At 75.7% G+C, this 23,680-nt stretch carries 17 protein-coding genes and 2 pseudogenes; 7 read left to right on the top strand and 12 right to left on the bottom strand.

Annotation, left to right across the window (positions count from 1 at the left end):
* Window positions 1–197 precede the first annotated feature (197 nt).
* Window positions 198–1,082, top strand: coding sequence for a universal stress protein (locus RND61_RS18060; protein WP_315879060.1), 885 nt, complete (start codon window positions 198–200; stop codon window positions 1,080–1,082).
* An 89-nt stretch (window positions 1,083–1,171) separates the two neighbouring features.
* Window positions 1,172–2,194, top strand: a pseudogene (locus RND61_RS18055) (PEP/pyruvate-binding domain-containing protein); the annotation flags it as partial.
* 214 nt (window positions 2,195–2,408) lie between these two features.
* Here RND61_RS18055 and RND61_RS18050 read toward each other — a convergent pair.
* From RND61_RS18050 to RND61_RS18020, 7 genes are all read right to left on the bottom strand, one after another.
* Complete coding sequence (locus RND61_RS18050) at window positions 2,409–3,050, bottom strand: cytochrome P450 (protein WP_315879009.1); 642 nt, start codon at window positions 3,048–3,050, stop codon at window positions 2,409–2,411.
* Window positions 3,051–3,148: 98 nt separating this feature from the next.
* Complete coding sequence (locus tag RND61_RS18045; protein WP_315879008.1) at window positions 3,149–4,582, bottom strand: cytochrome P450; 1,434 nt, start codon at window positions 4,580–4,582, stop codon at window positions 3,149–3,151.
* Window positions 4,579–5,229: a GTP-binding protein gene (locus RND61_RS18040; protein ID WP_315879007.1), complete on the bottom strand. Its 651-nt coding sequence runs from the start codon at window positions 5,227–5,229 to the stop codon at window positions 4,579–4,581. Before RND61_RS18040 ends, RND61_RS18045 begins: the two co-directional genes overlap by 4 nt.
* Complete coding sequence (locus tag RND61_RS18035; protein ID WP_315879006.1) at window positions 5,210–5,572, bottom strand: DUF742 domain-containing protein; 363 nt, start codon at window positions 5,570–5,572, stop codon at window positions 5,210–5,212. The genes RND61_RS18040 and RND61_RS18035 overlap by 20 nt, the downstream gene beginning before the upstream one ends.
* On the bottom strand, window positions 5,569–5,979 hold the full coding sequence (locus tag RND61_RS18030; RefSeq protein ID WP_315879005.1) for a roadblock/LC7 domain-containing protein: 411 nt from the start codon (window positions 5,977–5,979) through the stop codon (window positions 5,569–5,571). Before RND61_RS18030 ends, RND61_RS18035 begins: the two co-directional genes overlap by 4 nt.
* Entirely contained in the window at window positions 5,976–7,478 is a 1,503-nt protein-coding gene (locus tag RND61_RS18025; protein ID WP_315879004.1) for a sensor histidine kinase, read from the bottom strand. The genes RND61_RS18030 and RND61_RS18025 overlap by 4 nt, the downstream gene beginning before the upstream one ends.
* 856 nt (window positions 7,479–8,334) lie before the next feature.
* Entirely contained in the window at window positions 8,335–9,411 is a 1,077-nt protein-coding gene (locus tag RND61_RS18020) for a hypothetical protein (RefSeq protein WP_315879003.1), read from the bottom strand.
* 226 nt (window positions 9,412–9,637) lie between these two features.
* On the opposite strand from RND61_RS18020, the gene RND61_RS18015 reads away from it, so the two are divergent.
* Entirely contained in the window at window positions 9,638–10,867 is a 1,230-nt protein-coding gene (locus tag RND61_RS18015; RefSeq protein WP_315879002.1) for a cytochrome P450, read from the top strand.
* A 595-nt stretch (window positions 10,868–11,462) separates the two neighbouring features.
* The gene (locus RND61_RS18010; RefSeq protein ID WP_315879001.1) at window positions 11,463–12,383 is read left to right on the top strand and encodes a S1 family peptidase; all 921 of its coding nucleotides are present in this window, start codon (window positions 11,463–11,465) and stop codon (window positions 12,381–12,383) included.
* Window positions 12,384–12,564: 181 nt separating this feature from the next.
* On the opposite strand, the gene RND61_RS18005 is transcribed toward RND61_RS18010, so the two are convergent.
* The gene (locus RND61_RS18005; protein ID WP_315879000.1) at window positions 12,565–13,767 is read right to left on the bottom strand and encodes an ABC transporter substrate-binding protein; all 1,203 of its coding nucleotides are present in this window, start codon (window positions 13,765–13,767) and stop codon (window positions 12,565–12,567) included.
* A gap of 153 nt (window positions 13,768–13,920) precedes the next feature.
* A complete protein-coding gene (locus tag RND61_RS18000; protein WP_315878999.1) occupies window positions 13,921–16,083 on the bottom strand; it encodes a cellulase family glycosylhydrolase in 2,163 nt (720 codons plus the stop codon).
* A 265-nt stretch (window positions 16,084–16,348) separates the two neighbouring features.
* On the opposite strand from RND61_RS18000, the gene RND61_RS17995 reads away from it, so the two are divergent.
* From RND61_RS17995 to RND61_RS32715, 3 genes and pseudogenes are all read left to right on the top strand, one after another.
* The gene (locus RND61_RS17995) at window positions 16,349–19,063 is read left to right on the top strand and encodes a SpoIIE family protein phosphatase (protein ID WP_315878998.1); all 2,715 of its coding nucleotides are present in this window, start codon (window positions 16,349–16,351) and stop codon (window positions 19,061–19,063) included.
* A 397-nt stretch (window positions 19,064–19,460) separates the two neighbouring features.
* Window positions 19,461–19,652: pseudogene (locus RND61_RS32720) on the top strand (adenosine deaminase); the annotation flags it as partial.
* A 116-nt stretch (window positions 19,653–19,768) separates the two neighbouring features.
* Window positions 19,769–19,918, top strand: coding sequence for a hypothetical protein (locus tag RND61_RS32715; RefSeq protein WP_391653664.1), 150 nt, complete (start codon window positions 19,769–19,771; stop codon window positions 19,916–19,918).
* 10 nt (window positions 19,919–19,928) lie between these two features.
* Here RND61_RS32715 and iolD read toward each other — a convergent pair whose 3' ends face one another.
* From iolD to iolC, 3 genes are read right to left on the bottom strand one after another with little or no spacing between them, the layout of a single operon-like run.
* On the bottom strand, window positions 19,929–21,803 hold the full coding sequence (gene iolD, locus RND61_RS17985) for a 3D-(3,5/4)-trihydroxycyclohexane-1,2-dione acylhydrolase (decyclizing) (protein WP_315878997.1): 1,875 nt from the start codon (window positions 21,801–21,803) through the stop codon (window positions 19,929–19,931).
* Between the two features lie 10 nt (window positions 21,804–21,813).
* Window positions 21,814–22,695 carry a 5-deoxy-glucuronate isomerase gene (gene iolB, locus RND61_RS17980; RefSeq protein ID WP_315878996.1) on the bottom strand — a complete coding sequence of 294 codons (882 nt, stop codon included), beginning with the start codon at window positions 22,693–22,695 and terminating at the stop codon, window positions 21,814–21,816.
* 10 nt (window positions 22,696–22,705) lie between these two features.
* Window positions 22,706–23,635: a 5-dehydro-2-deoxygluconokinase gene (iolC, locus tag RND61_RS17975; protein WP_391653684.1), complete on the bottom strand. Its 930-nt coding sequence runs from the start codon at window positions 23,633–23,635 to the stop codon at window positions 22,706–22,708.
* Window positions 23,636–23,680 lie beyond the last annotated feature (45 nt).

Raw genomic sequence — 23,680 nt, 5'->3', positions numbered from 1 at the left:
TCCAGGATCCACCCGACCCGGCCGCCGGGACGACCCGGGAGGCGGGGCCGGCCGGGCGGGGGCCGGTTTGGGGCCGGTCCGGCGGGGAAGTCGGGCCTCCCGGTCACGCCCGCGGCCCGGGAGCCGTTCGCGCCGGGCGGGAGCAGGACCGGCGCCGCGGCGCGACGTACGGAGGAGGACCCATGGCGCAGGCCCCGATGACCCGAGCGATCACGGCGGGGGTGGACGGCTCGCCCGAGAGCCTCGCCGCTGCCGCCTGGGCGGCGCGGGAGGCCGCGCTGCGCGGGCTGCCCCTGCGGCTCGTGCACGCCTGGCTGTGGCAGCCCCTCGACGTACCGCCGGATCAGGACCGGGAGGCGGAGGCGCGGCGTGCGCAGGGGGTCCTTGACGAGGCGGAGGCGGAGGTGCGCCGCCTCCACCCGGACGTGCCGGTGACCTCCCACCTGGTGGCGGACGCCCCGGTGCCCGCGCTGCTGGAGGCCGGCGGGACCGCGGAGATGCTGGTGGTCGGCTCGCGCGGGCGCGGGGCGCTCCTCGGGTTCCTGCTCGGTTCGTACGGGCAACAGGTGATCGCCGCGTCGGTCTGCCCCGTGGTGGCGGTGCGCGCCCCGCGCGGCGACGGGGCCGGGCCGTCGGCGGGCCCGGGGAGGGGTGAGGTCGTCGTCGGGCAGCAGGGCGGGCCCGAGGAGAGCGCGGCGGTGCTCGGGTTCGCGTTCGCGGCGGCGGCGGCTCGGGGCGTGGGCGTGCGCGCGGTGCGGGCGTGGAGCCTGCCGTCGCTGTACGCGTACAGCCCCGGTTCGATGGCGCTGGCCGACGAGGCGGGCGGCCTGGAGCCGTTCGAGCGCAAGGCGCTGGCCGACGCGCTGGCGCCGTGGCGGGAACGGTATCCGGACGTGCCGGTGACCGAGCACGTCGAACTGGGCAGCGGCGGACAGGTGCTGCTGTCGGCCGTGTCGCGGGCGGGGTTGACGGTGGTCGGCCGCCGGGTGCGACAGGCGCCGGTGGGGCCGCGGATCGGGTCGGTGGCGCACGCGGTCCTGCACCACGCGCCGTCCCCGGTGGCGGTGGTCCCGCACGGGTGAGCCGCTCCGCCCGGGCCGGTCCGGGGCGGGGGTGGCACGCTGGTCGTGGTGGCACGACCGGTCCGGCCGATCCTGGAGGGCGCACTGCCATGGTCCGCTACGTGTACGACTTCACCGAGGGCGGCCGGGACCGGGCCGGCCTGCTGGGCGCCAAGGGCGCCGCCCTGGCCGAGCTGGCGCGGATGGGCCTGCCCGTGCCGGCGGGGTTCACGGTCTCGGCCGAGGCGTGCCGCGTGCACGCCGCGACGGGCGCCCCTCCGCCGGAGCTGGAGGGGGAGGTGTCGGAGCACCTGGCACGGCTGGAGCGCGCGGCGGGACGGCGGCTGGGGCAGGTGGACGACCCGCTGCTGCTGTCGGTCCGCCCCGGGGCGCGACCGCCGGTGCCGGGGGCGCCGGAGACCGTCCTGGACGTGGGGCTGAACGACTACGCGGTCCTGGGGCTGGCCGGAACTCCGACGCGGGAGCGGTTCGCGTGGGACTCCTACCGCCGCCTCGTCGAGCGGTTCGGCACGGCCGTGATGGGCGTGGAGCCGGAGCTGTTCGAAGGGGTCCGGCAGCGGGTGGGGGTCCAGCACCACGTGGCGGACGGGCGGTTGGACGCCTGCGACCTGATCCGGGTCGTCGAGACGTACAAGGACCTCGTCAAGGAGCGGACCGGTGAGGACTTCCCGCAGGACCCCGCGGAGCAGTTGCACCGGGCGGTGCGGGCCGCGTTCGCCTCGTGGAACTCCGGGCCGGCGCGGGCCCGGCGGCACCGCGCGGGCGTCCCCGACGACCTCGGCACGGCCGTGACCGTCCAGACGATGGTGTTCGGCAACCGGGGCGCCGGCTCCGGCAGCGGCGTCGCCTTCACCCGCGACCCGGCGACCGGCGGGCCGGGCGCGTACGGCGCCTACCTGCCGGACGCGCAGGGCGAGGACGTCACCGCGGGGATGCGGGAGCCGCTGCCGCTGGAGGAGTTGGGCCGGCTCGCCCCGGCCGCGTACGCGGAGCTGCGCGCGCACCTGCGGCGGCTGGGCGACCGCTGCGGCGACGTGGGCGCCGTCGAGTTCACCGTCGAACGCGGCCGGCTGTGGATCCTGGGCACCCGGCCCGCCGAACGGCCCGCGGACGGGCGTTCCTGACGACCGGTCACCCCCGGCCGGTGGTGGTGCCCGCCCCGCACGCCCGCGGGAACGCCGCCGGGGCCACCGGCCCGCGGGGCGGAGACGGCGGGGGACCGGGCCGTCCGGTCCGGCGGGGCGGGCGCGATCGGCGCCGCGCGGGGCCCGGCCGGTCCCCGTGGGGACGCGGCCGGGCCTCCGGGCGCGGGGCGCGTGCGGCGCTTCAGCCGCGGCGCGGCTCGACGACCATCGGGACGCGGTCGGGGTGGGCCACCGCGGAGGGCACCTCGCGGGGGGCGTGCCCGGGCACGGGCCGCAGCCGCCACGAGGCGAGGATGGTCGCCAGGGCGATCGTCGCCTCCGTCCAGACGAACGCGTCACCGATGCACTTGCGGTTGCCGGCGCCGAACGGGACGTACGCGTGCCGCTCGACGGAGGCGCGGCGCTCCGGCAGCCAGCGGTCCGGGTCGAACCGGTCCGGGTCGGGGTACAGGTCGGGGTCCCGGTGCATGGCGTACAGGCTGAAGGCGACCTCCGCGCCCTGCGGGATGCGGCGGCCGCCCAGTTCGACGGGGGCGGTGGCACGGCGCATCAGCAGGGTGACGCCGTGGAGGCGGATCACCTCGTCGAGCACGCGGCGGACGGCGGTCAGCTTCGGCACGTCCCCGATCTCCACGGGCCGGTCGCCGACGACCTCCTCGATCTCGGCCACCAGCTCGGCCTCCACGTCCGGGCGCCGGGCCAGCTCGTGGAAGGCCCATGCCAGCGAGGAGGCGGTGGTCTCGGCGCCGGCGAAGAGGACGGTGCTCAGCTCGTCGCGTCGCGACGCGTGTGCATGATGCGAAGAGGCGGCAGCAGACGCCACGTGCGCCATGGAAGTGATCAACTACGGCGCATAGTAGCCACCCGATAACCTTGATCCAATGGGCAGAACGCCCCCCGGAAGGGGCAGTTCCGTGAATTTCAGCCGGCGGAACGGAAGAAGAGGCTCCACCAGCTCTTCCGGGCGGGCGCCGGGGAACCCGCCTCGGGCTCCGGGCGCGGGGCGGGGGGCGGGACCTGCTCGGGCAGCGGCCCCGGGACGGTCGACGCGAAGTCCTTCGGCGCGCCCGGACCCCTCGGCGCCGCCGAGGCGGGCGGCGTGAACTCCACGGGCAGGGCCTCCAGGCGCTTCGACAGCCACGCGGCGTTCCAGCGCAGTTCGCCCTCGGGAACGGCGAGCCGCAAGTCGGGGAGGCGGGCCAGCAGCGTGTCGACGCCGGTGTCCGCGATGGCGCGGCCGATGTCCTGGCCGGGGCACTCGTGCGGACCGCTGCTGAACGCCAGGTGCGCCCGGTTGCCCAGGAGCGGCTTGTCCAGGTCGGGGCGGATCTCCGGGTCGACGTTGCCGGCGGCGACCCCCAGCAGCAGCATGTCGCCGGCCCTGATCTGCTGGCCGCCCAGGACGGTGTCGCCGGTCGCCCAGCGGCCGGTGATCGCCGACAGCGGCGGGTCGTCCCACAGCACCTGCTCCAGCGCGTCCGGCAGCGTCATGTGGCCGCCGGCCAGGTTGGCGCGGAAGCGGCGGTCGGTGAGGACCAGGCGCAGCGTGTTGGCGATCAGGTTGACCGTGGTCTCGTTGGCGGAGACGAGCACCAGCCGCAGGTGCTCCAGCACCTCGTCGTCGCTGAGGTTCGCCTCGTGCCCGAGGAGCCGGCTCGCCAGGTCGTGGCCCGGCTCGGCCTTCTTGCGCTCGGTGAGCGTACGGAGGGTGCGGACGACGAACTCGTTGCTGGAGACGGTCGTCTCGGTGCCCTTCATGAGGTCCAGGGCGGCGTCGACGAGGTGCGGGCCGTACTCCTCCGGCATCCCGAGGAGCTGGGTCATCACCAGCATCGGCAGCTTCTCGGCGAAGTCCTCGATGAGGTCGGCGCGGCCCTCGGCGGCGAAGGCGTCCACGAGCTGGTCGGTGTAGCGGATGACGTACCGGCGCACGCCGCGCCGGTCGAACTGGTCCAGAGCGTCGCGCACCGCCGCGCGGAGCCGCTCGTGCTCGGCGCCGTCGGTGAAGATGCACATGGGCTGCCACTCGACCATCGGGCGCAGCGGCGAGTCGGCGGGGACGCGCCCCTCCTTGAACATCCGCCACAGGCGGGAGTCGTTGGAGAACCGCGACGGCGACCGCATCACCTCCAGGTTCTCCCGGTGGCCCAGGACGATCCACGCCGGCAGGTCGCCGTGGAGGAGGACGGGCGCCACCGGGCCGTGCTGCCGGCGCAGCTCCTCGTAGAGGGCCTTCGGGTCGCGTTCGGCCTCGGGGCCGTAGATGCGGCGCAGGGCGGTGGCGCCGATGCCGTGGGCGGGGCAGCCCGGAGGCGGGGTGAGGCCGGGGGCGGACTCGGTGTGGGGGGCGGTCATGACGCCTCCTGGGTCGTGGCGAGGGTCTGCAGGTAGCGCATCAGCGTCATCAGGACGTCCCGGCTGGAGCCGCGGTCCCGGGCGTCGCAGGGGACGATCGGGACGGACAGCGGCAGGTCGAGGGCGGCACGGAGCTCCTCGACCGGGTAGGCGGGCGCGTCCGGGAAGGTGTTGACCGCGACGACGAACGGCACGCCGCGCTCCTCCAGCCGGCCGAGCACGTCGAAGCTCACCTCCAGGCGGCGGGTGTCGACGAGGACGACCGCGCCGAGGGCGCCCTCGAACAGGCCGCGCCACAGGAACCAGAAGCGCTCCTGGCCGGGCGTGCCGAAGAGGTACAGGACCAGCTCCTGGTTGATGCTGATCCGGCCGAAGTCCATGGCGACGGTGGTCGACGTCTTGCCGTCCACGCCGGAGGTGTCGTCGACGCCGACCCCGGCCTGGGTCATCGTCTCCTCGGTGGTGAGCGGGCGGATCTCACTGACGGAGCCGACGAAGGTGGTCTTGCCGACGCCGAACCCGCCCACGATCACCACCTTGACGGCCGTCGTGGCCGTCTCCGGCAGCACGTCCTCGCTGCGCGGCCCCCGAACCGCGCCGCCGCCGTGCTGCTCGGAGCCGTTGTGCTCAGAGCTTCTGAAGTCCATCGATCACTGCCTCAATCAACGCGCGGTCGGGGAGTCGTGCGGGTGGGACGGGTGCGCGGGCGACGATGCGGTTGTCGGCGAGGAGGTCGCCGAGCAGCACCGTGACGACGCTGACCGGGAAGCGCAGGTACGCGGAGATCTCGGCCACGGACAGCGGTGACTGGCACAGCTGCACGATCGCCGCGTGTTCCGGCTGCATCCCGGGCTTCGCACCGGACCTCGCCACGATCAGCGTGACGAGGTCGAGTTCGGCGGGCGCCGACCCGCCGCTGCGTCCCCCCGTGATCACGTAGAGCCGCTCGGGACTGGTGTCCTCCCAGTCACCGCCGCCCGCTTCGCTCACCTGACGCCCTGCCCGTCCTGTCGCGGCGGGCTGCTCAGGTGTTCTCCGATGCGCAGGACGAGGTCCCGCATGCGCTGGCCCATCAGCCCGGCGTCGACGCCTTCGTCGGCGAGCACGGCCAGGTACGCGCCGGTGCCCGCGGCCATCAGGTAGAAGAAGCCGCCGTCCATCTCGATCACGACGAGCCGCATCCGGCCGTTGCCGTGCGGGAGTTCGGAGGCGACGGCGCCGGCGAGCGACTGGAGTCCGGCGCAGGCCGCGGCGAGCCGGTCGGCGGTGTCGTGGTCGGTGCCGTACTGGGCCATGCGCAGGCCGTCGGCGGAGAGCACGACCACGTGTCGGGTTTGCGGCACGCCTTCCGCGAGGTCCTTGAGCATCCAGTCCATGTTGGCCTGCTGCTTGATCATTGCTGAGAGTTCCCCTTGCTTGCGTCGTTGGGCTCCCCGGACAGGCCGCTCTGGAAGGCGGCCAGCCACATTCCGGGCTGCACCTGAGGTGACGGCTCCTGGCCGGGAGCCGGGGCCGCGGGCGCCGGCGACGCCTGGCCCGAGGATGCGGCCGGTGCGGCGGCTGCGGCCTGCGGCGGCTCGGCGAGCGGCTTCCTGCGGCGTCGTTGCGGCAGGCCGTTCGCGGTCCGCTCGACCACCGTCGGGGCCCCGCCGTCCGCCACCGGGCCCCTGGCGGGACGCTCCGCGGGGGCCGGGACCGAGGCCGGGGCGGGGGCCGGGGCGGCCGGGACGGCGGTGCGGGGCACGGAGGAGGCGCCGATGCCGTGGGCGAGGCCGGAGGCGGTGGCGACGGTGGTGATCAGCTCCTGCGGGACGACGACGACGGCGCGGACGCCGCCGTACGCGGAGGAGCGCAGCGAGACCTGGAAGCCGTACGCCTGCGCGAGTCGGCCGACGACGGCGAGGCCCAGGCGCGGGGTCTCCCCCAGGTCGTTGAGGTCAATGCCCTGCTGGGCCTGGCGGAGCACCCGCTCGGCCCGCTTGCGGGCCTCCTCGCTCATGGACACGCCGCCGTCCTCGATCTCGACGGCGATGCCGGACTGCACGTCGACGGCGGTCAGGTGGACCTTCGTCTGCGGCGGGGAGTAGCGGGTGGCGTTGTCGAGGAGTTCGGCGAGGGCGTGGATGAGCGGCTCGACGGCGGGGCCGGTGACGGCGACCTCGGTGACGGAGTGCAGTTCCACGCGCTGGTAGTCGATGATCCGCGACATGGCGCCGCGGAGCACGCTGTACAGCGGGACGGCCCTGCTCCACTGGCGGCCCGGGCGGGCGCCGCCGAGGACGGCGATGGAGTCGGCGAGACGGCCGATCAGGGCCGTGCCGTGGTCGATACGGAGCAGGTCGCCGAAGACCTCGGGGTGGTGGCCGTGCCGGTCCTCCATCGCGCGCAGTTCCTGTGCCTGCTGGTGGACGATGGCCTGGACGCGGCGGGCGATGTTCACGAAGGCGCGCTGCGCGGACTCGCGCAGGTCCTCCTCGGCGACGACCGCGTCGACGACCACGCGGACGACGGCCTGGTGCTCCTCGGGCGCGGTGAGCGAACCGAGGACGTCCTCGGGGAACTCCCCCCTCCGCAGCCGCTGGACGGCGTCCGGCAGCAGCGTTCCCGCCAGGTGGGCGGTCTCCGCGTACCGGCGGGCCAGGGCCGTGTCACGGGCGGCGACGGTACGGCGCAGCTCGTCGATCACCCGGCCCCGGCGCGCGACCTCGCCGCCCAGCGCGACGAGGACGAGAGCGGACACCCCTCCGGCGACCGCGACCGGTCCCCGTGCGGAAGCCTCCACCACGGCCACGGCGACCCCGGTGGCGACGGCGATCAGAGCGGCGGGCAGCAGCCACACGAAAGATGCCGCAGACCGCGGGCTTCCACTTCCGGGCGACGATTCCTCACGGACCATCAGCACCCTCAAACCCATCGAACGAGAAAGATCATATGACGACGAGCGCCGAGCATAGTCCCTTCCCGTAAGGGAGTTTGACGCAGGGTCACGCCTTGGCCCGATGTTTGCGCAAGGTTCCCCTTCCTGTGGATCGGGGGCAGTAGCGCGGACTTGATCCTGTTCACGGGGATCGCCGCGGGCCTCCGGATCCGGCGGGCGGGGGCGGTCGCCGCGGGCCTCCGGATCCGGCAGGGGTGGGACGGTCACCGCGGGCGTCCGCGGTGGCGAGGAGGTGCGGCACGCCCCGGGCGGGTGCGCCCTCATGGGCCCGGTCGTGCGCGGCGGACCGTCCCGTGAGCGGGGCGCGAGCGGTGCCCCGGCGGCCCGCGCCTCCCGGGCGGCGCGGTGGGCTCGGTGGGCGCGGGGCTCGGTGGGCGCGGTGCGCGCGTGGCTCGGTGGGCGCGTGGGGTCCGTACTCGTCCGCGAAGGCGGCGACGGCGCACCGGACGGGTGGGCGGCGCGGACGTGCGCGACGGCGGCCCGGAGGGGGCGGGCAGGGCGCCGAACCGGTCACGTCCCCGGTCCGGTTCGCCTCAGCGGGGCGGGGACGCGGTGTCGGGCTCCCGACCCGGGTGGAGGGTCGCGGGGGGAGGCCCGGCCGAGCACCCCGCCGGATGTCCGGGGGCGACGGGCCTCGCTCGTGCGCCGACGCGGTCGCCGCGTCACCCCTCCGGGCCTCCGGGGGGCGACGGCCACGCCCCCGCCGGGGCGGCGGACCGGACGGAGGGGTCCCGGCCGGCCCGCCGCGCGGGCGGGCGCACCGGCACGCGGTGGGCCCGGGGTCCTCCGGGCCGGGCCGGGGAGGGGCGGCGCCTCACCAGTCGCCGTCTCCGACGGGTTCGCCGGGCGGCACCGCGTCGCCGAGCGGCCGGACCTGGTGCGGGCCCGGCGGTGTCCAGGGCGCGTGGTCGTCGCCGAGCCAGTCCCCGACCGGCCGGACGCCGGACAGCGGCCCGGTGGGCGGCAGGTCGGCGGCGGACGCGTCGTCGTAGTCGTACCAGGGCAGTCCGGCACGGGTGTAGGCGTCGCGGTCGACGGGGGACGGCGGGGGTTCCTCCCCGGTGACGCGGCGCCACTCCGGCGGGGTGACGAGGTGGACGAAGACGCGGCCCGCCGGCTCGGCCGCCCAGTCGGAGAGCGGCCGGTCGTCCCGGTACACCTCCTGGCGCATCGTGCCGCCCGCGCCCAGCCCCATCGCGGCGGCGCGGCGCGGCGCGGCGGAGCGCGCGGCGGGGGCGCCCGGCGCGGCGGCCGCGTACGGGGCGGACATGCCAGGCGCGTACGGGGCGGGCGCGTACGGGGCGGGGCCGCCCCGGGCCCTCCCGGCCGCGGCCCGCCGGGCCGACTCCTCCTGCTCGGCGCGCCACGCGTCGCGGGCCGGGCCGTCCAACCCGAACGCCTGGAGCTGTACGCCGCCCCAGGTCTCCTCGCCCGTCACCTGCCCCTCCACCGTGGCGCCCAGCCCAAGGGGCACGGCGACGAACTGGCGGACGGTGCCGCGCCCGGAGTTGATGCCGTCGAGCCAGGGCTGGCGGGGCAGGACGACGTAGTTCTGCGGGGTGCGGGCCAGGGTGCCGCTCCAGGGACGGCCGGAGACGGCGCACACCTTGCCGACGCCGACCTGGAGGGCGGCGGGCTCCCGGCTGCCGGCGAAGCTCAGCCACATCGCCTCGCGCAGGTACAGGGGGACGAGGACGCCACCGCGCGCCCGCCACTCGGGCGGCACGGTGGCGGCGAAGTCCTCGACGCGCCGGACGGGGAACTCCCCGAGCCCCGGTGGCAGGGGGAAGGTGCCGGTCTCCGGGAGGCGCAGCGTCCTGATGAACCGGACCCTCACCCCTCCGCCGAGCAGCAGGGTGTTCCCGTCGAGCCGTACGGCTGCCGCGGCCATCGCGCGCCCCTCTCCTCCCGGGCCGGCCCGGGGTGGCTGGTTCTGCCTTCCCCTGTTCTCACGGCGTCCGGCGCGCGGCGGTTCCCGCCCGGGTCCGCCGGGCGGGCTCCCCGCGGTGGCGGGCGCGGACCGTCCGGAGTAGTCCAGCGGGTGGACCGCGCGCCCGGGACGGATGGTGAGGGAGGGGGGCAGCCCCGCACCCCGTCGAGGAAACGGAGACACGCGCGTGATCGAGGACACCGTCGCACGACCGCCCCTGGGGCCGCCGCCCGTACGGTTCTGGCCGGCGCTGGACCTGAAGGCCACCGAGTTCGACCCGGTGCTGGAGGAGCTGATGCGGGAGGGGCCGGTGAACCGGATCCAACTGCCGCACGGGGAGGGCTGGGCGTGGCTGGTCACCCGGTACGAGGACGTGAAGGCGGTCACCAACGACCCGCGCTTCAGCCGCGCCCCCGTCCCCGGTCTGGCCGTCACCCGCCTCGCCCCGCACTTCAAGCCGAGGCCCGGGTCGCTGGCGTTCGCCGAACCGCCGGACCACAACCGGTTGCGCCGCGCCATCGCGCCCGCCTTCTCGGCGCGCGGCGTGGAGCGGCTGCGCGAGCGGGCGCGGGAGATGCTCGACGGGTTGGTGGCGGGGATGCTGCGGGACGGGCCGCCGGCAGACCTGGTCGCACGGGTGCTGGGACCGTTCCCGACCACGGTGATCTGCGAGCTGATGGGTGTTCCGGACGCCGACCGGGAGCGGATGAGCGGTTGGGTCCACGAGATCCTCTTCCCGGCGAACGGCGCGGCGGCGACCGGCCGCGCCAAGGACGCGATGTACGCGTGGTTCACGCGGGAGATCGCCGCGCGCGCGGCGGACCCCGGCGGCGGCGAGGACATCCTGTCGCTGCTGGGCGCGGCCGTCGCGGCGGGCGACATCAGCGCCGAGGAGGCCGTCGGGCTGGTGGGGCCGGTGCAGATCGGCGGGGAGGCCGTCACCAACAACTGCGGCAACATGCTGTACCTGCTGCTCACCCGGGAGCGGCTGCGGGAGCGGCTGCGCGAGGAGCCGGAGTCGCGGCCGCGCGCCCTGGACGAGCTGTTGCGGTACATCCCGCACCGCTCGTCGGTGGGGCTGGCCCGGATCGCGCTGGAGGACGTGGAGATCGGGGGCGCGCGGATCGCGGCGGGCGATGCCGTGTACGTGTCGTACCTGGCGGCCAACCGCGACCCGGAGGTCTTCCCCGACCCTGAGCGGATCGACTTCGACCGCTCCCCCAACCCCCACGTGTCGTTCGGACACGGGCCGCACTTCTGCACGGGCGCGCTGCTCGCGCGGATGGAGATCGAGCTGCTGGTCGAGACGTTCCTGGACCGGCTGCCCGAGGTGCGGCTCGCGGTGCCCGCCGAGGAGGTCCCCTGGCGGCGCAGCGCGCTCATCCGGGGCCCGGAGGCACTGCCCATCACGTGGTGACGGCGCGTCCGCCCGCCCGGTTCCGCCCGCCGGACACGGAGGGGCGGAATCCGGACACGTGCCGCGCGGGGCGAAGGGGAGTGATTGACGCATAAGGGGGCGACGGGCCCGCCGGCAGCGTTCCGGAAGGCCCGTCACCCCGGATTGCGAGCGCCACCGTTCCGCCGGGCGGGGCCCGGCCCCCGGCGGCGACCACGGGCGGGATCCGCGGCTCAGCGGGACGACGGACCGTCCGTTCGAGGCTGAACAGCCCGAACGGTCGGTCCGTTTCCCTGTCCGCGCGTCCGCCCGGCTCGCGCCGGTGAGGGCGTCGGCGGGCGCCCGACCTCCCGTCAGCAAACGCTTTCACGGCTTTGCAGCAGCGCCGCGGCCCGCGGCGCGTCCCGGAGAAACCGGCCCATTCGGCCCTCCTCCCTCCGGACGCGCGTAGCGGGACCGAAAGGCAGCCTTGTCGCCGGGGTGAAACGGACGCGAAGATTCCCAGGTCACAAGTTGTCAGGCACATGTCGACGCCGGGAAACCGCCGGTCCGTCGAAGTCGCCTGTCGGGCCCGTGCACCCAACGGGCCTTCGACGATCCCCCACCGGAGGACGCAGTGAACTTCAAGCGCTTCACCCCCCGCGACGGTTTCGCGAGAGGCGCGCGGCTGACCGCCGTCGCCGCCGCTCTGGTCACCGCCACCGCGCTTGCGGCCCCGAGTGCCGGCGCGCAGACCACCGCCCCCCGGGCGACCGCCGCCGAGCTGTCCCAGGTCAGTGCGGCCGTGCTCGACGCCGACGTGCCGGGCACCGCCTGGTACACCGACGCCAAGTCCGGCAAGCTGGTCGTCACCGCCGACTCCACCGTCTCGGCGGCCGAGCTGGCCGAGCTGAAGAAGGCCGCGGGCGACCGCGCCGGCGCCGTGGAGATCAAGCGGACGCCGGGCAAGTTCAACAAGCTCATCGCGGGCGGCCAGGCCATCTACGCGGGCGGCGGCGGCCGTTGCTCCCTCGGCTTCAACGTCCGCAACAGCAGCGGCGTGACGTACGCCCTGACGGCGGGTCACTGCACCGAGATCACCAGCACCTGGTACACCAACTCGGGGCAGACCACCCTGCTCGGCACCCGCGCCGGCACGAGCTTCCCGGGCAACGACTACGGTCTCATCCGCCACTCCAACGCGTCGGCGGCGGACGGCCGGGTGTACCTGTACAACGGCTCGTACCGCGACATCACCTCCGCCGGCAACGCGACCGTCGGCCAGAGCGTCCAGCGCAGCGGCTCCACCACCGGCCTGCGCAGCGGCAGCGTCACCGGCCTCAACGCGACGGTCAACTACGGCGGCGGCGACATCGTCTCCGGCCTGATCCAGACCAACGTCTGCGCCGAGCCCGGCGACAGCGGCGGCCCCCTGTTCTCCGGCTCCACCGCCCTCGGTCTGACCTCCGGCGGCAGCGGCAACTGCTCCTCGGGCGGCACCACGTTCTTCCAGCCCGTCACCGAGGCGCTGAGCGCGTACGGCGTCAGCATCATCTGATCCCCCCACCCAGGCCGGTGGTCCGCCTCGTGCGGGCCACCGGTCCGCGCGTTCCGGGCGGCCCGCCGCCCCCCTCCGCCGCGCCCCGCAGCCCGGCACCGCGACCCGCCACCGCGCGGGCGCGTCGGTCCGGCGGGGGCGCGTCGGCCCGGTACTCCGGTGGGGGCCTCCCGCCGGCCCGTCAGGCGGGGGTCGGGGGCAGCAGGTCCGCCGTCGGACGCAGGCCCTCCACCCGGCCCCCCGTCACGACCGCCAGCTCGTAGGGGTGCCGCTCCCCCGGCTGCCACTGGCCGCCCGCCAGGCGGATCGTGGCGATGTTGGGCACCGGGCCCGCCGTCCAGTCCAGGGGCCCCGCGACCGTCTCCAGGCGGGTGCGGGACACGGCGGCCGCGAGGGACGCCGGGTCGGCGGGGTCGTCCGCCGTGGCGAGCGCGTGGTGGGCGACCTCGAACAGGGCGTACGCCAGGCCCAGCGGCTGGAGCCACTGGCCGCCCGTGGCCTGCTCGTACGCCTCCGCCAGGTCCGCAGCGGTCGTGCCGTCGAGCGAGGAGCGGTACGGGTGCGACGGCGTCCAGTAGACGAGGGTCGCCACCCGGTCCTGGGCCGGCCGGTCGCCGCCGCCCGTCGTGGTCGGCGGGTAGGCGAGCCACCGGGAGCAGGTGATCAGCCGGGGCGTGTGCCCCCGCTCCGCCGCCCGCGCCCGGAACAGCGCCAGGTCGCGGGCGGTCGCGGCGCTGGTCACGATGTCGGCGCCGGCCGCTTCGAACGCCGTGACGTGGTCGTCGAGGGACTCCGCCGGCTCCCGGTAGCCGCCCGGGTCCACCAGCCGGTGCCCGCGCGCCAGGGCCGCCGGGGCGAAGCCCCGCTCGGCGTGGCGCGACCAGGTGCCCTGCGGGCCGTCGTTCCACAGGCAGCCGACCGTCCGGCCCGGGCCGGCGGCGTGCTCCCACAGGTCGGCGAAGGTCTCGGCGATGTCGTCGAGCCCCCAGCAGAAGTGGTACGTCCACGAGAACGGGCGCCGCTCGTCGGCGCCGCGCCCGAAGTAGTACACCTGCCAGGGGAACGCCGACGACAGGCACGGCACTCCCGCCTCCTCGCACGCGTCGGCGACGGCGGGCAGGACCTGCGTGCCGGCGAGCGTCAGCACGATCCGGGCGTCCTCGTCCGCGATCAGCTCCCGCACCGCCTCCCGCGCCCCCTCGGCGGTGGAGCGGCTGTCGCGCGCCACCAGCCGCAGCGGGTACCGGCGCCCCCCGCGGCGTACGGCGTCCAGGCGCGGCCGCAGCAGGTCCAGCGCGAACGCGAGCGGGTCGCCCAGACTCGCCAGCCGTCCCGTGCGCGCCACGACCACGCCCACCGTCAGGGTCCGTTCCCGATCCGTCATGACGTCTCCCTCACCTCCGGTACCACAGCGGAAGATCCGCTTCCGCTCGTATCAACTGCCGGGCGGGCGGGCCGTCACGCACGAAGGGCCCGGCCCCGGCCGCGCGGGGCGGTCGGGGCCGGGCCGGGGAAGGGCCGGAGGTGCCGGGGCGGGTCAGGCGGGCGGGGCGCCCCAGGCGAGGGCCGTGCCCGTGTAGGCGGGGACGGACCGGGCCTCGGTGTAGGCGGAGGACGGGGCGCGGCTGTGGTCGTCGCGCTCGTCGAACGCCGACCAGTCCGCCTTGCTCATCCTGAGCTGGATGTCCCCGGTGTCGCGGCCCGCCGCCAGGGTGCCGCCGGCGAAACCGACCTCCAGGTAGGCGTCGGCGCCCGCGACCGGGGAGGACAGCGGGACGACCCGCAGCCTCATCTGGGCGCAGCCGACCGCCGCGTAGTCGCACCACGCGCTGACGGTGGGCGCGCCGCCGTCGCGGGTGAAGTAGTAGCGGGCGGTCACGGTGGACAGGTCGACGGGCGCGGTACCGGTGTTGGCGATGCGCAGCTCGGGGCGGATGGCGTTGTCGGTCGGCGAGCCGTCGGTGGTCCGGTGCAGGACCTTCAGCCCGCCCACCGGGTCGCCGCCGCCGGAGGGCGCGGTGGTGACGGCGAGGGCGGCCGAGGGCACGGAGACGTTGCCGGCGGCGTCCCTCGCCCGTACGGCGTAGGTGTACCGGGTGGAGGGGGTCAGCCCCGTGTCGGTGTACGTGGTGGCGGTGACCGGCGCGGTGGTGACCTTCGCCCCGTCCCGGTACACGTCGTAGCCGGTGACGCCCACGTCGTCGGTGGACGGCGCCCAGCGGAGCGTGACGGAGGCGGAGCCGGTCGCGGTGGCGGTCAGGCCGGAGGGGGCGGCGGGCGGCGTCGTGTCGTCCGGGTCGCCGCCCCCGCCCCCGTACACGTCGGCGAGGCTGAGGCCGGTGGTGCTGCCGGTGCCGCCGAGCGGGACCTGGTGGTCGAGGCTGACGAACTTGCCGCCGTGCTGCCAGAGGGCCGGCTTGAGCAGGGCGTACTTCTCCTCGTCCCAGGTCTTCCAGTCGTTGAGGAGCAGGCCGCCCGTGTCGCCGGAGTTGGGGTTGAGGCACCAGAAGGTGTGGTGGAGGCGCTCCTCGGAGATGAGGTCGCGCAGGGCGGTCATCCACTTCTGGTTGGGGCCGCCGTCCATGAAGCCGCCCCACTCCCCGATCAGGAGGGGCGCGGTGTTCTCCTTGTGCAGGTAGAGCCAGTTGGGGTCCCAGACGTCCCGTTCGAGGGTGGTGCGGTTCCAGTCGCCGGTGAACCAGGGCTGGGGCGCGACGAGGGGGCCGTAGTCGTGCGGCGAGTAGACGACCTGGTCGTTGCCGGCGCCGAGGTCGACGGGGTGGTCGCGCACGCCGCGGAGGTTGCCGCCCCACCAGGTGGAGTGGTAGTCGGCGGCGCTGGTCGAGGACCAGTTGCTCCCGTTCTTCGGGTAGATCTGGATGCCCTCGCAGAGGATGAGCAGGTGCGGGTTGATCGCCAGGATGCGCTTGCCGGCCGTCTCGCAGGCGTGCTTGAAGTTGTCCTGGTCGGTGGAGCCGTCCCACTTGGCGCGCGGGCTCTCACCGGCGCCGCCGTGCGGCTCGTTCTTGATGTCCATCGCGACGAGCGTGTCGTCGCCGCGGTAGCGGGCCGTCACCCACTCCCAGGCCGTGTAGAACTGCTCGGTGGTGATGGTGCCCTTCCACCACACGGGGTAGAAGTGGCCGGCGTTGTCGGCCTCGGCGCTGTGCACGTCGAGCATGACCTTGATGCCGTACTGCTTGCACAGCGCCAGCCAGTGGTCGAAGACCTCCAGGGTGGTCTTCCCGGCGATCTCCGGGTTGGCGTACGCGTTGACGGCGCTCGGTACGGAGGCCCGGCCCTCCTTCCACTCCAGGAGCAGTTGGGTGGAGATGGGCACGCGGACGATGTTGATGCCGCGCTGCGCCATGGAGCGGGTGATCTCGGTGATGTTGGCGGACCAGAGGCCGTGGAAGACCCGCTCGGTGGCGTTGAAGCCGAACCAGTTGGCGCCGGTGAGCCAGACCTCGTTGCCCTGGGCGTCGACGATCTGGTTGCCGCGGGTGTGCAGCCAGTCGTCGCCCGGGGCGGCGGCGGCCGTCCGCGCCCCGGCGGACGCGGCCGGACGGGGCTCGGGGGCGGTGGCCGCGTCGGCGGCCGGTCCCGCGGCCCACAGCAGCGCTCCGGTGAGGACGGCGGCGGCCAGAGCGCGTAACCGCCGGTGGCGGCCGGAGGGCAGGGTGGTGGGTGACTGTCCCACTGCGTCACGTCCCTACTGTCTAGTACATGTCAAAGCGGCTCGCGATGGGAGCGCTCCCATCGAGCGTTCATGAAGCCAGCCCCGAAAGGAGCTGTCAACCTTCCCCGCAGAAACCGCCCGCGGGAGCGCGTCCGCGGCGGGGCCGCCCCGCGACGGACGGGGGCGGACGGGGGCGGGCGTGGACGAGGGGGGCGTGCGCGGGCGCTGTGCGCGGGCGGTGTGCGCGCGGTCGCCGGGAGAACACGCCCGGTGCTAGAAAGGGTCCATGAGGGGCAAGAATGGACGTCTCGGGCGGACCGGGCGCCGGGGGCGGCTCCTGGGCGTGCGCAGCGCCGCAGGGCAGGTGCTCCTCCTCCAATTCGCGGTGGCCCTGGTGCTGATCGTCGCCGCGGTGATGGCCCTGTCGTACCAGGCGCGGTACGCCAGCGAGCGCGACGCGCGCAACCGTTCGCGCGCGGCGGCCGAGTCCTTCGCGGACGCCCCCGGCACGCTCGCCGCGCTCCGGTCGGCCGACCCGGCGAAGACGCTCCAGCCGCACGCGGTGGACGCCTGGCACGGCTCGGGCGTGGACTTCATCGCCGTCATCTCCCCGGACGGCACCCGCATCGCGGACAGCGACCCGAACCTCGTGGGCACGCGCGCGGAAGGCGTGGAGGAGGCGGCCCGGGGCCGGACGGTCACGGACGTCTTCGAAGGCAGCCCGCACGACGCCGCGCGGGCCGTCGTCCCCGTGATGGACGACCGGGGCACGGTCGTGGGCCTGGTGAGCGCCGGGGTGTCCATCGAGAACGTCGGCGACGCCGTCGACCGGCAGCTTCCGCTGTTCTTCGGCGCCGGCGCCGTCGCGCTCGCCCTGGCGACGGCCAGTTCGGCCCTGGTGAGCAGGCGGTTGCGCCGCCAGACGCACGGCCTCGGCCCGGCCGAGATGACCCGGATGTACGAGCACCACGACGCGGTGCTGCACGCCGTGCGGGAGGGGGTGCTCATCGTCGGGGACGACGGCCGGCTCACCCTCGCCAACGACGAGGCCCGCCGCCTCCTGGACCTGCCGGCCGACGCCGAGGGCCGCCACGTCACCGACCTGGGCCTGGCCGGGGACACCGCCGAGCTGCTCGTGTCGGGCCGCCCGGTCACCGACGAGGTCCACCTCGCCGGCGACCGGCTGCTGGCGGTCAACACCCGGCCGACCGACCCGCACGGCGGCCCGTCCGGCACCGTCGCGACGCTCCGCGACACGACCGAACTGCGGGCCGTGACGGGTGTGGCGGCGGTGGCGCGGGAGCGGTTGAGGCTGCTGTACGAGGCGGGCGTGCGGATCGGGACGACGCTGGACGTCGTACGGACGGCGCAGGAGCTGTCGGAGGTCGCGGTCCCCCGGTTCGCGGACTTCGTGACCGTGGAGCTGCTGGACCCGGTGCTGCGGGGCGAGGAGCCGACGCGGTCCCGCACCGTGATGCGCCGCGCGGCCGTCAGCGGCGTGCGGGACGACCACCCGCTCCAGCCGGCCGGGGACCTCGTCCGGTTCGACGTGCCGACGACGCCGATGGCCGCGGCGCTGGAGCGGGGGGAGGCGGTGCTGGAGGCGGACCTGACGGCGGCGCGCGGCTGGCGGGAGCAGGACCCGGCGGGCGCCGACGCTGCCCTCGCGTACGGCATCCGCTCACTGGTGACCGTCCCCCTCCAGGCGCGCGGGGTCGTCCTGGGCATGGCCAACTTCTGGCGCTCGGCGCCGTCCGGGCGGTTCGGGGACGAGGACGTGGCCTTCGCGGAGGAGCTGGCGGCGCGAGCGGCGGTGGCCGTCGACAACGCGCGCCGGTACACGCGGGAGCACGCCATGGCGGTGACGCTCCAGCGGAGCCTGCTGCCCCGGGTGCTCCCCGAGCAGGACGCGCTGGAGACCGCCTACCGCTACCTGCCGGCGCAGGCCGGGGTGGGCGGCGACTGGTTCGACGTGATCCCGCTGCCCGGCGCGCGGGTCGCGCTCGTCGTCGGGGACGTGGTCGGGCACGGCCTGCACGCGGCGGCGACGATGGGCCGCCTCCGGACGGCGGTGCACAACTTCTCCGCGCTCGACCTGCCGCCGGACGAGCTGCTGGGCCACCTCGACGACCTCGTGTCCCGGATCGACGAGGAGGAGGCCGGGGACACCGGCGCCGGGATCTCCGGCGCGACCTGCCTGTACGCCGTCTACGACCCGGTGTCGGGCGACTGCTGCATGGCGTCGGCGGGCCACTTCGCGCCGGCCGTGGTGCGCCCCGACGGGACGGTGGACTTCCCCGACGTGCCCGTGTTCCCGCCGCTGGGCCTGGGAGGGGGGCCGTTCGAGACGTACGAGGTGCGGCTGCCGGAGGGCAGCCGTCTGGTGCTGTACACGGACGGGCTGGTCGAGCACCGGGAACGGGACCTCGACACGGGTCTGCGGCTGCTGCGCGACACGCTCGCCGAGGGGCCGGGGCGGACGCCGGAGGAGACCTGCCGGGCCGTGGTCGACGCCATGCTGCCGCCGCACCGCGGTGACGACATCGCCCTGCTGGTGGCCCGCACCCGGCTGCTGCCGCGGGACCGCGTGGCGGACTGGGACGTGCCGCCCGACCCGGCGGCGGTGGCGCCGGTGCGGGCGGCGTGCGTGCGGCAACTGGAGCAGTGGGGGCTCGACGAGATCGGGTTCACCACGGAGCTGGTGCTCAGCGAGCTGATCACCAACGCGATCCGGTACGGCTCCGCGCCGATCCGCGTGCGGATGCTGCGCGACCGGAGCCTGATCTGCGAGGTGTCGGACGGCAGCAGCACCTCCCCGCACCTGCGGCGGGCGGCCACCACGGACGAGGGTGGACGCGGCCTGTTCCTCGTGTCGCAGCTGGCGGGCCGGTGGGGCACCCGGTACACGCCGAACGGCAAGGTGATGTGGACGGAGCAGCCGCTGACGGGCGGGGCGGCGCCGCTGGAGGTGCCGGCGCTCTTCGACGACGCGGCGTGGTGAGGCCCCGCCGGCGGGCCGCCGTCGCCCTCACGCGGGGGGTGGCCCACCGCATCCGCCGCGCCCTCCTCCCGTCCGTCCTCGCCCTGGCCGGGGCGCGGACCGCCGTCCGGCTGGAGCGGGTCCGCCGCGACCCGGACCGGCTCCGGGAGTTCTTCCTGCGCCTGCCCAAGGGCGGGGACCTGCACCACCACCTCGGCGGTGCCGTCCCGACCGAGTCCCTGATCCGGTTCGCCGCCGAGGACGGGCTGTGCGTCGTGGTGCGGACCCTGACCGCCGTCCGCCCGCCGTGCGGGCCGGGCGCGCGGCCCGCCGCCGACGCCCGTACCGACCCGGTGTTCCGCACGGCGCTGCTGCGGGCCTGGTCCACGAGGACGGGTGGCGCGGGCTGCTCCGTACGATGGCCCGTCGCGAGGTGGCCGTCGAGGCGCCGCTCACCAGCAACGCCCAGGTCCTGGGCGTCACCGGCGGCGACCATCCGCTCCCCGTGTACCGGGCGCACGGCGTGCCGGTGATGCTCGCCACGGACGACCCCGGCGTGTCGAGGACGGACATCAGCCGCGAGTACGCGCGCGCCGCGACCGTCCACGGCCTCGGCTACCGGGAGGTGAAGGACCTGGCCCGCGCGTCCCTGGAGTACGCGTTCCTGCCCGGCCGCGGCCTGTGGCGGGGCGCCCCGGCGGCGGACGGCCACCGCCCGGTCCCCGAGTGCGCCGCCGTACCCCCGGCCACGCCTCCCCCGGCCACGCCTCCCCCGGCGCCGCCTGCCGCCGGCTGCCGGCGGCCGACCCGAAGGCGACCGCGCAGTGGCGCCTGGAGGCGGCGTTCGCGGTGTTCGAACGGCGGTACGGCGGCTGAGGGGCCCAGGTCACAGGTGGCGGCGGACGGCGGACGCCTCGCGGGCGTACGCCTCGCGGGCCGCGACGGCCGCCTCGCGGGTGGCGACCTCCGCGACCGGCACGTCCCACCAGGCGAACGCGCCGGGCTCCGCCGGGCCGGGGGCGGCCGTCTCGACGTACACGCAGGTGGGCCGGTCGGAGGCGCGGGCCTCGGCCAGCGCCGCCCGCACCTCCCCCGCGGTGCGGGGGCGCAGGACGTCCATGCCGAGGCTGGCGGCGTTGGCGGCGAGGTCGACGGGGAGCGGGTCGCCGGTGAAGGTGCCGTCGGCGGCGCGGTGGCGGTAGGCGGTGGCGAACCGTTCGCCGCCGGTCCGCTCGGAGAGGCCGCCGATGGAGGCGTAGCCGTGGTTCTGGACGAGGACCAGGTTGAGCGGGAGCCGTTCCTGCACGGCGGTGACGATCTCGGTGGGCATCATCAGGTACGTGCCGTCGCCGACGAGGGCCCAGACGGGCGTGTCGGGCGCGGCGAGCTGCACGCCGATGGCGCCGGGGATCTCGTAGCCCATGCAGGAGTAGCCGTACTCCACGTGGTACTGGCGCGGGGAGCGGGCGCGCCACAGCTTGTGCAGGTCGCCGGGGAGGGAGCCGGCGGCGTTGACGACGACGTCCCGGTCGCCGACGACGGCGTCGAGGGCGCCGAGGAGCTGCGTCTGGGTCGGTACGGCGCCGTCGTCGGCCCGGAAGGCGGCGGAGACGACGTGTTCCCAGCGTTCTTTGCCGGCGCGGTACTCGGCCTCGTACGCGGGTGCGACGCGGTGTCCGGCGAGGGCCTCGGTGAGTGCCGCGAGGCCGGCGCGGGCGTCGGCGACGAGGGGGCGGGCGGCCATCTTGTGGGCGTCGAACGGGGTGATGCCGAGGTTGACGAACCGGACGTCGGGCCGGGCGAAGAGGGTGCCCGACGCGGTGGTGAAGTCGGTCCAGCGGGTGCCGACGCCGATCACGAGGTCGGCGGTGCGGGCGATGGCGTCGGCGGCGGCGGTGCCGGTGTGGCCGATGCCGCCGAGGTCGGCGGGGTGGTCGTGGCGCAGGGAGCCCTTGCCGGCCTGGGTGGAGGCGACGGGGATGCCGGTGGCGTCGACGAGGGCCTTCAGGGCGTCCTCGGCCTCGCTGTGGTGGACGCCGCCGCCGGCGACGAGGAGGGGGCGTTTCGCGGCGCGGATCGCGCGGGCGGCCCCGGCGAGTTCGCCGGGGTCGGGGGCGGGGCGGCGCACGGTCCAGATCCGCTCGGCGAAGAACTCCTCGGGCCAGTCGTACGCCTCGGCCTGCACGTCCTGCGGCAGGGCGAGGGTGACGGCGCCGGTCCCGGCGGGGTCCGCGAGGACCCGCATGGCGTGGAGCGCGGACGGGACGAGCGCCTCGGGGCGGGTGATCCGGTCGAAGTAGCGGGAGACGGGGCGGAGCGTGTCGTTGACGGACACGTCGGCGTGGACGGGGTGCTCCAGTTGCTGGAGCAGCGGGTCGGCGGTGCGGGTGGCGAAGTGGTCGCCGGGGAGGAGGAGGACGGGCAGCCGGTTGACGGTGGCGAGGGCGGCGCCCGTGACGAGGTTGGTGGCGCCGGGGCCGATGGAGGTGGTGACGGCCTGGGCGGAGAGCCGGTTCAGTTGCCGGGCGTAGCCGACCGCGGCGTGCACCATGGCCTGTTCGTTGCGGCCCTGGTGGAACGGCATGGCCCGCTCCCCGACCTCCAGGAGCGCCTGGCCGACGCCGGCGACGTTGCCGTGGCCGAAGATGCCCCAGGTGCCGGCGACCAGCCGGCGGCGCACGCCGTCGCGTTCGGTGTACTGGGTCGTCAGGAAGCGCACCAGCGCCTGGGCGACGGTGAGGCGGCGGGTGGGCGGTCTCATCGGTGGCACCTCACTGCGAGGGGGCGGTGTACAGGGGGAGGCGGGGGTCGGTGGGCTGTCCGGGCCAGGTGGCGCGGATCCAGGCGTGGTCGGGGTGGTCGCGGACCAGCCAGGCGCGTTCGCCGTCGGGGCCGGCCATGACGTTGAGGTAGTACATGTCGTGTCCGGGCGCGGCGATGGACGGGCCGTGCCAGCCGTCCGGGACGAGGACGGCGTCGCCGTCGCGGACCTCGGCGAGGAGGTCGGTGCCCCGTCCCCGGCCGGACGGGGAGACCCGCTGGTAGCCGAGGCCGGGGGTGCCGCCGTGGGCGGCGATCTCGAAGTAGTAGATCTCCTCCAGCCGCGACTCCTCGCCGGGGCGGTGCTCGTCGTGTTTGTGCGGCGGGAAGGAGGACCAGTTGCCGCCGGGGGTGAGGACCTCGACGGCGATGAGCCGGTCGCAGTCGAACGTGTCGGCCGCGGCGAAGTTGTTGACCTGGCGTGAGCAGGTGCCGGTGCCGCGCAGTTCGACGGGGACGGCGGGGGCGGGGCCGTAGCGGGCCGGCAGGCGGCGCTCGCAGCGGGCTCCGGCGAGGGCGAAGCGGCCGCCGTCGCGGGAGGTGATCGTGACGTGGGCGTCGCGGGGGACGTACGCGAAGTCGGTGACGGCGCTGAACACGTCGGGGCGGCCGGTCAGGAGGAAGGTCCGCCCGTCGGCGGTGACGGCGCAGCCGCCGGAGAGCGGCAGGACGATCCACTCGCTGCCGCCGGTGTGGTACGCGTGCCGGCCGCCGGGCGGCAGGCGCAGGACGCGGAGCGCCGAGTGGTCCCAGCCGGCGGAGGCGGGGCCGACGTCGACGGTGTACGGGCCGTTCGCGGCCGTGCCGGCGGGCAGGTGGTGGCTGCTGGTCACGGTGTTCTCCTCACAGCGGTCCGGTGGTGTCCAGGAGGGCGTCCACCTCGGCGGCGGTCGGCATGGCGGAGGAGCAGGCGAGCCGGGAGGCGACGAGGGCGCCCGCGGCGTTGGCGTACCGGGTGGTCCGCTCCAGGTCCCAGCCGGCGAGCAGGCCGTGGCAGAGGGCGCCGCCGAACGCGTCGCCCGCTCCGAGTCCGTTGACCACCTCGATCTCGACGGGCGGGACTTCGGCGGTGGTGCCGTCGCGGTGGACGGCGAGGACGCCGGCGGGGCCCTGTTTGACGACGGCGAGTTCGACGCCGGTGCCGAGGAGGGCGCGGGCGCAGGCGCGGGGTTCGCGGACGCCGGTGGCGAGCTCGCACTCGTCGAGGTTGCCGACGGCGACCGTGGCGTGTCGCAGGGCCTCGGCGTAGTGGGCGCGGGCTTCGGCGGGATCGTCCCAGAGCGCGGGCCGCCAGTCGAGGTCGAGGACGGTGACGCCGGTTCCCGCCCGGGCGCGCAGGGCGGCGAGGGTGGCGGCGCGGCTGGGTTCGGCGCTCAGTCCCGTACCGGTCGTCCACAGGACGCGGGCGGCGCGCAGGGCGCCGTGGTCGAGTTCGCCGGGGTGGATCTCCAGGTCGGGGGCCTTGGGGTAGCGGTAGAAGTAGAGGGGGAAGTGGTCGGGCGGGAAGATCTCGCAGAAGGTGACGGGGGTGGGGAGGGCGTCGACGGGGGTGACCCAGCGGTCGTCGACGCCGAACTCCCGGAGCGCCCGGCGCACGTACGCGCCGAAGGGGTCGTCGCCGGTGCGGGTGACGAGGGCGACGGACCGGCCGAGGCGGGCGGCGGCGACGGCCACGTTGGCGGCGGACCCGCCGAGGAACCTGCCGAACGTCTCGACCCGCGCCAGGGGCACGCCGGTCCGGAGGGGGTAGAGGTCGACGCCGACGCGCCCCATGGCGATCAGGTCGAAGGGCTCGCCGCGGGTCCGGCCCGCGGCGCC

It is taken from the genome of Streptomyces tamarix, assembly GCF_032423885.1.
GTDB lineage: Bacteria > Actinomycetota > Actinomycetes > Streptomycetales > Streptomycetaceae > Streptomyces > Streptomyces tamarix.
Note: the sequence above shows the minus strand (reverse complement) of the source record. Positions and strands in the feature narration are given on the sequence as shown.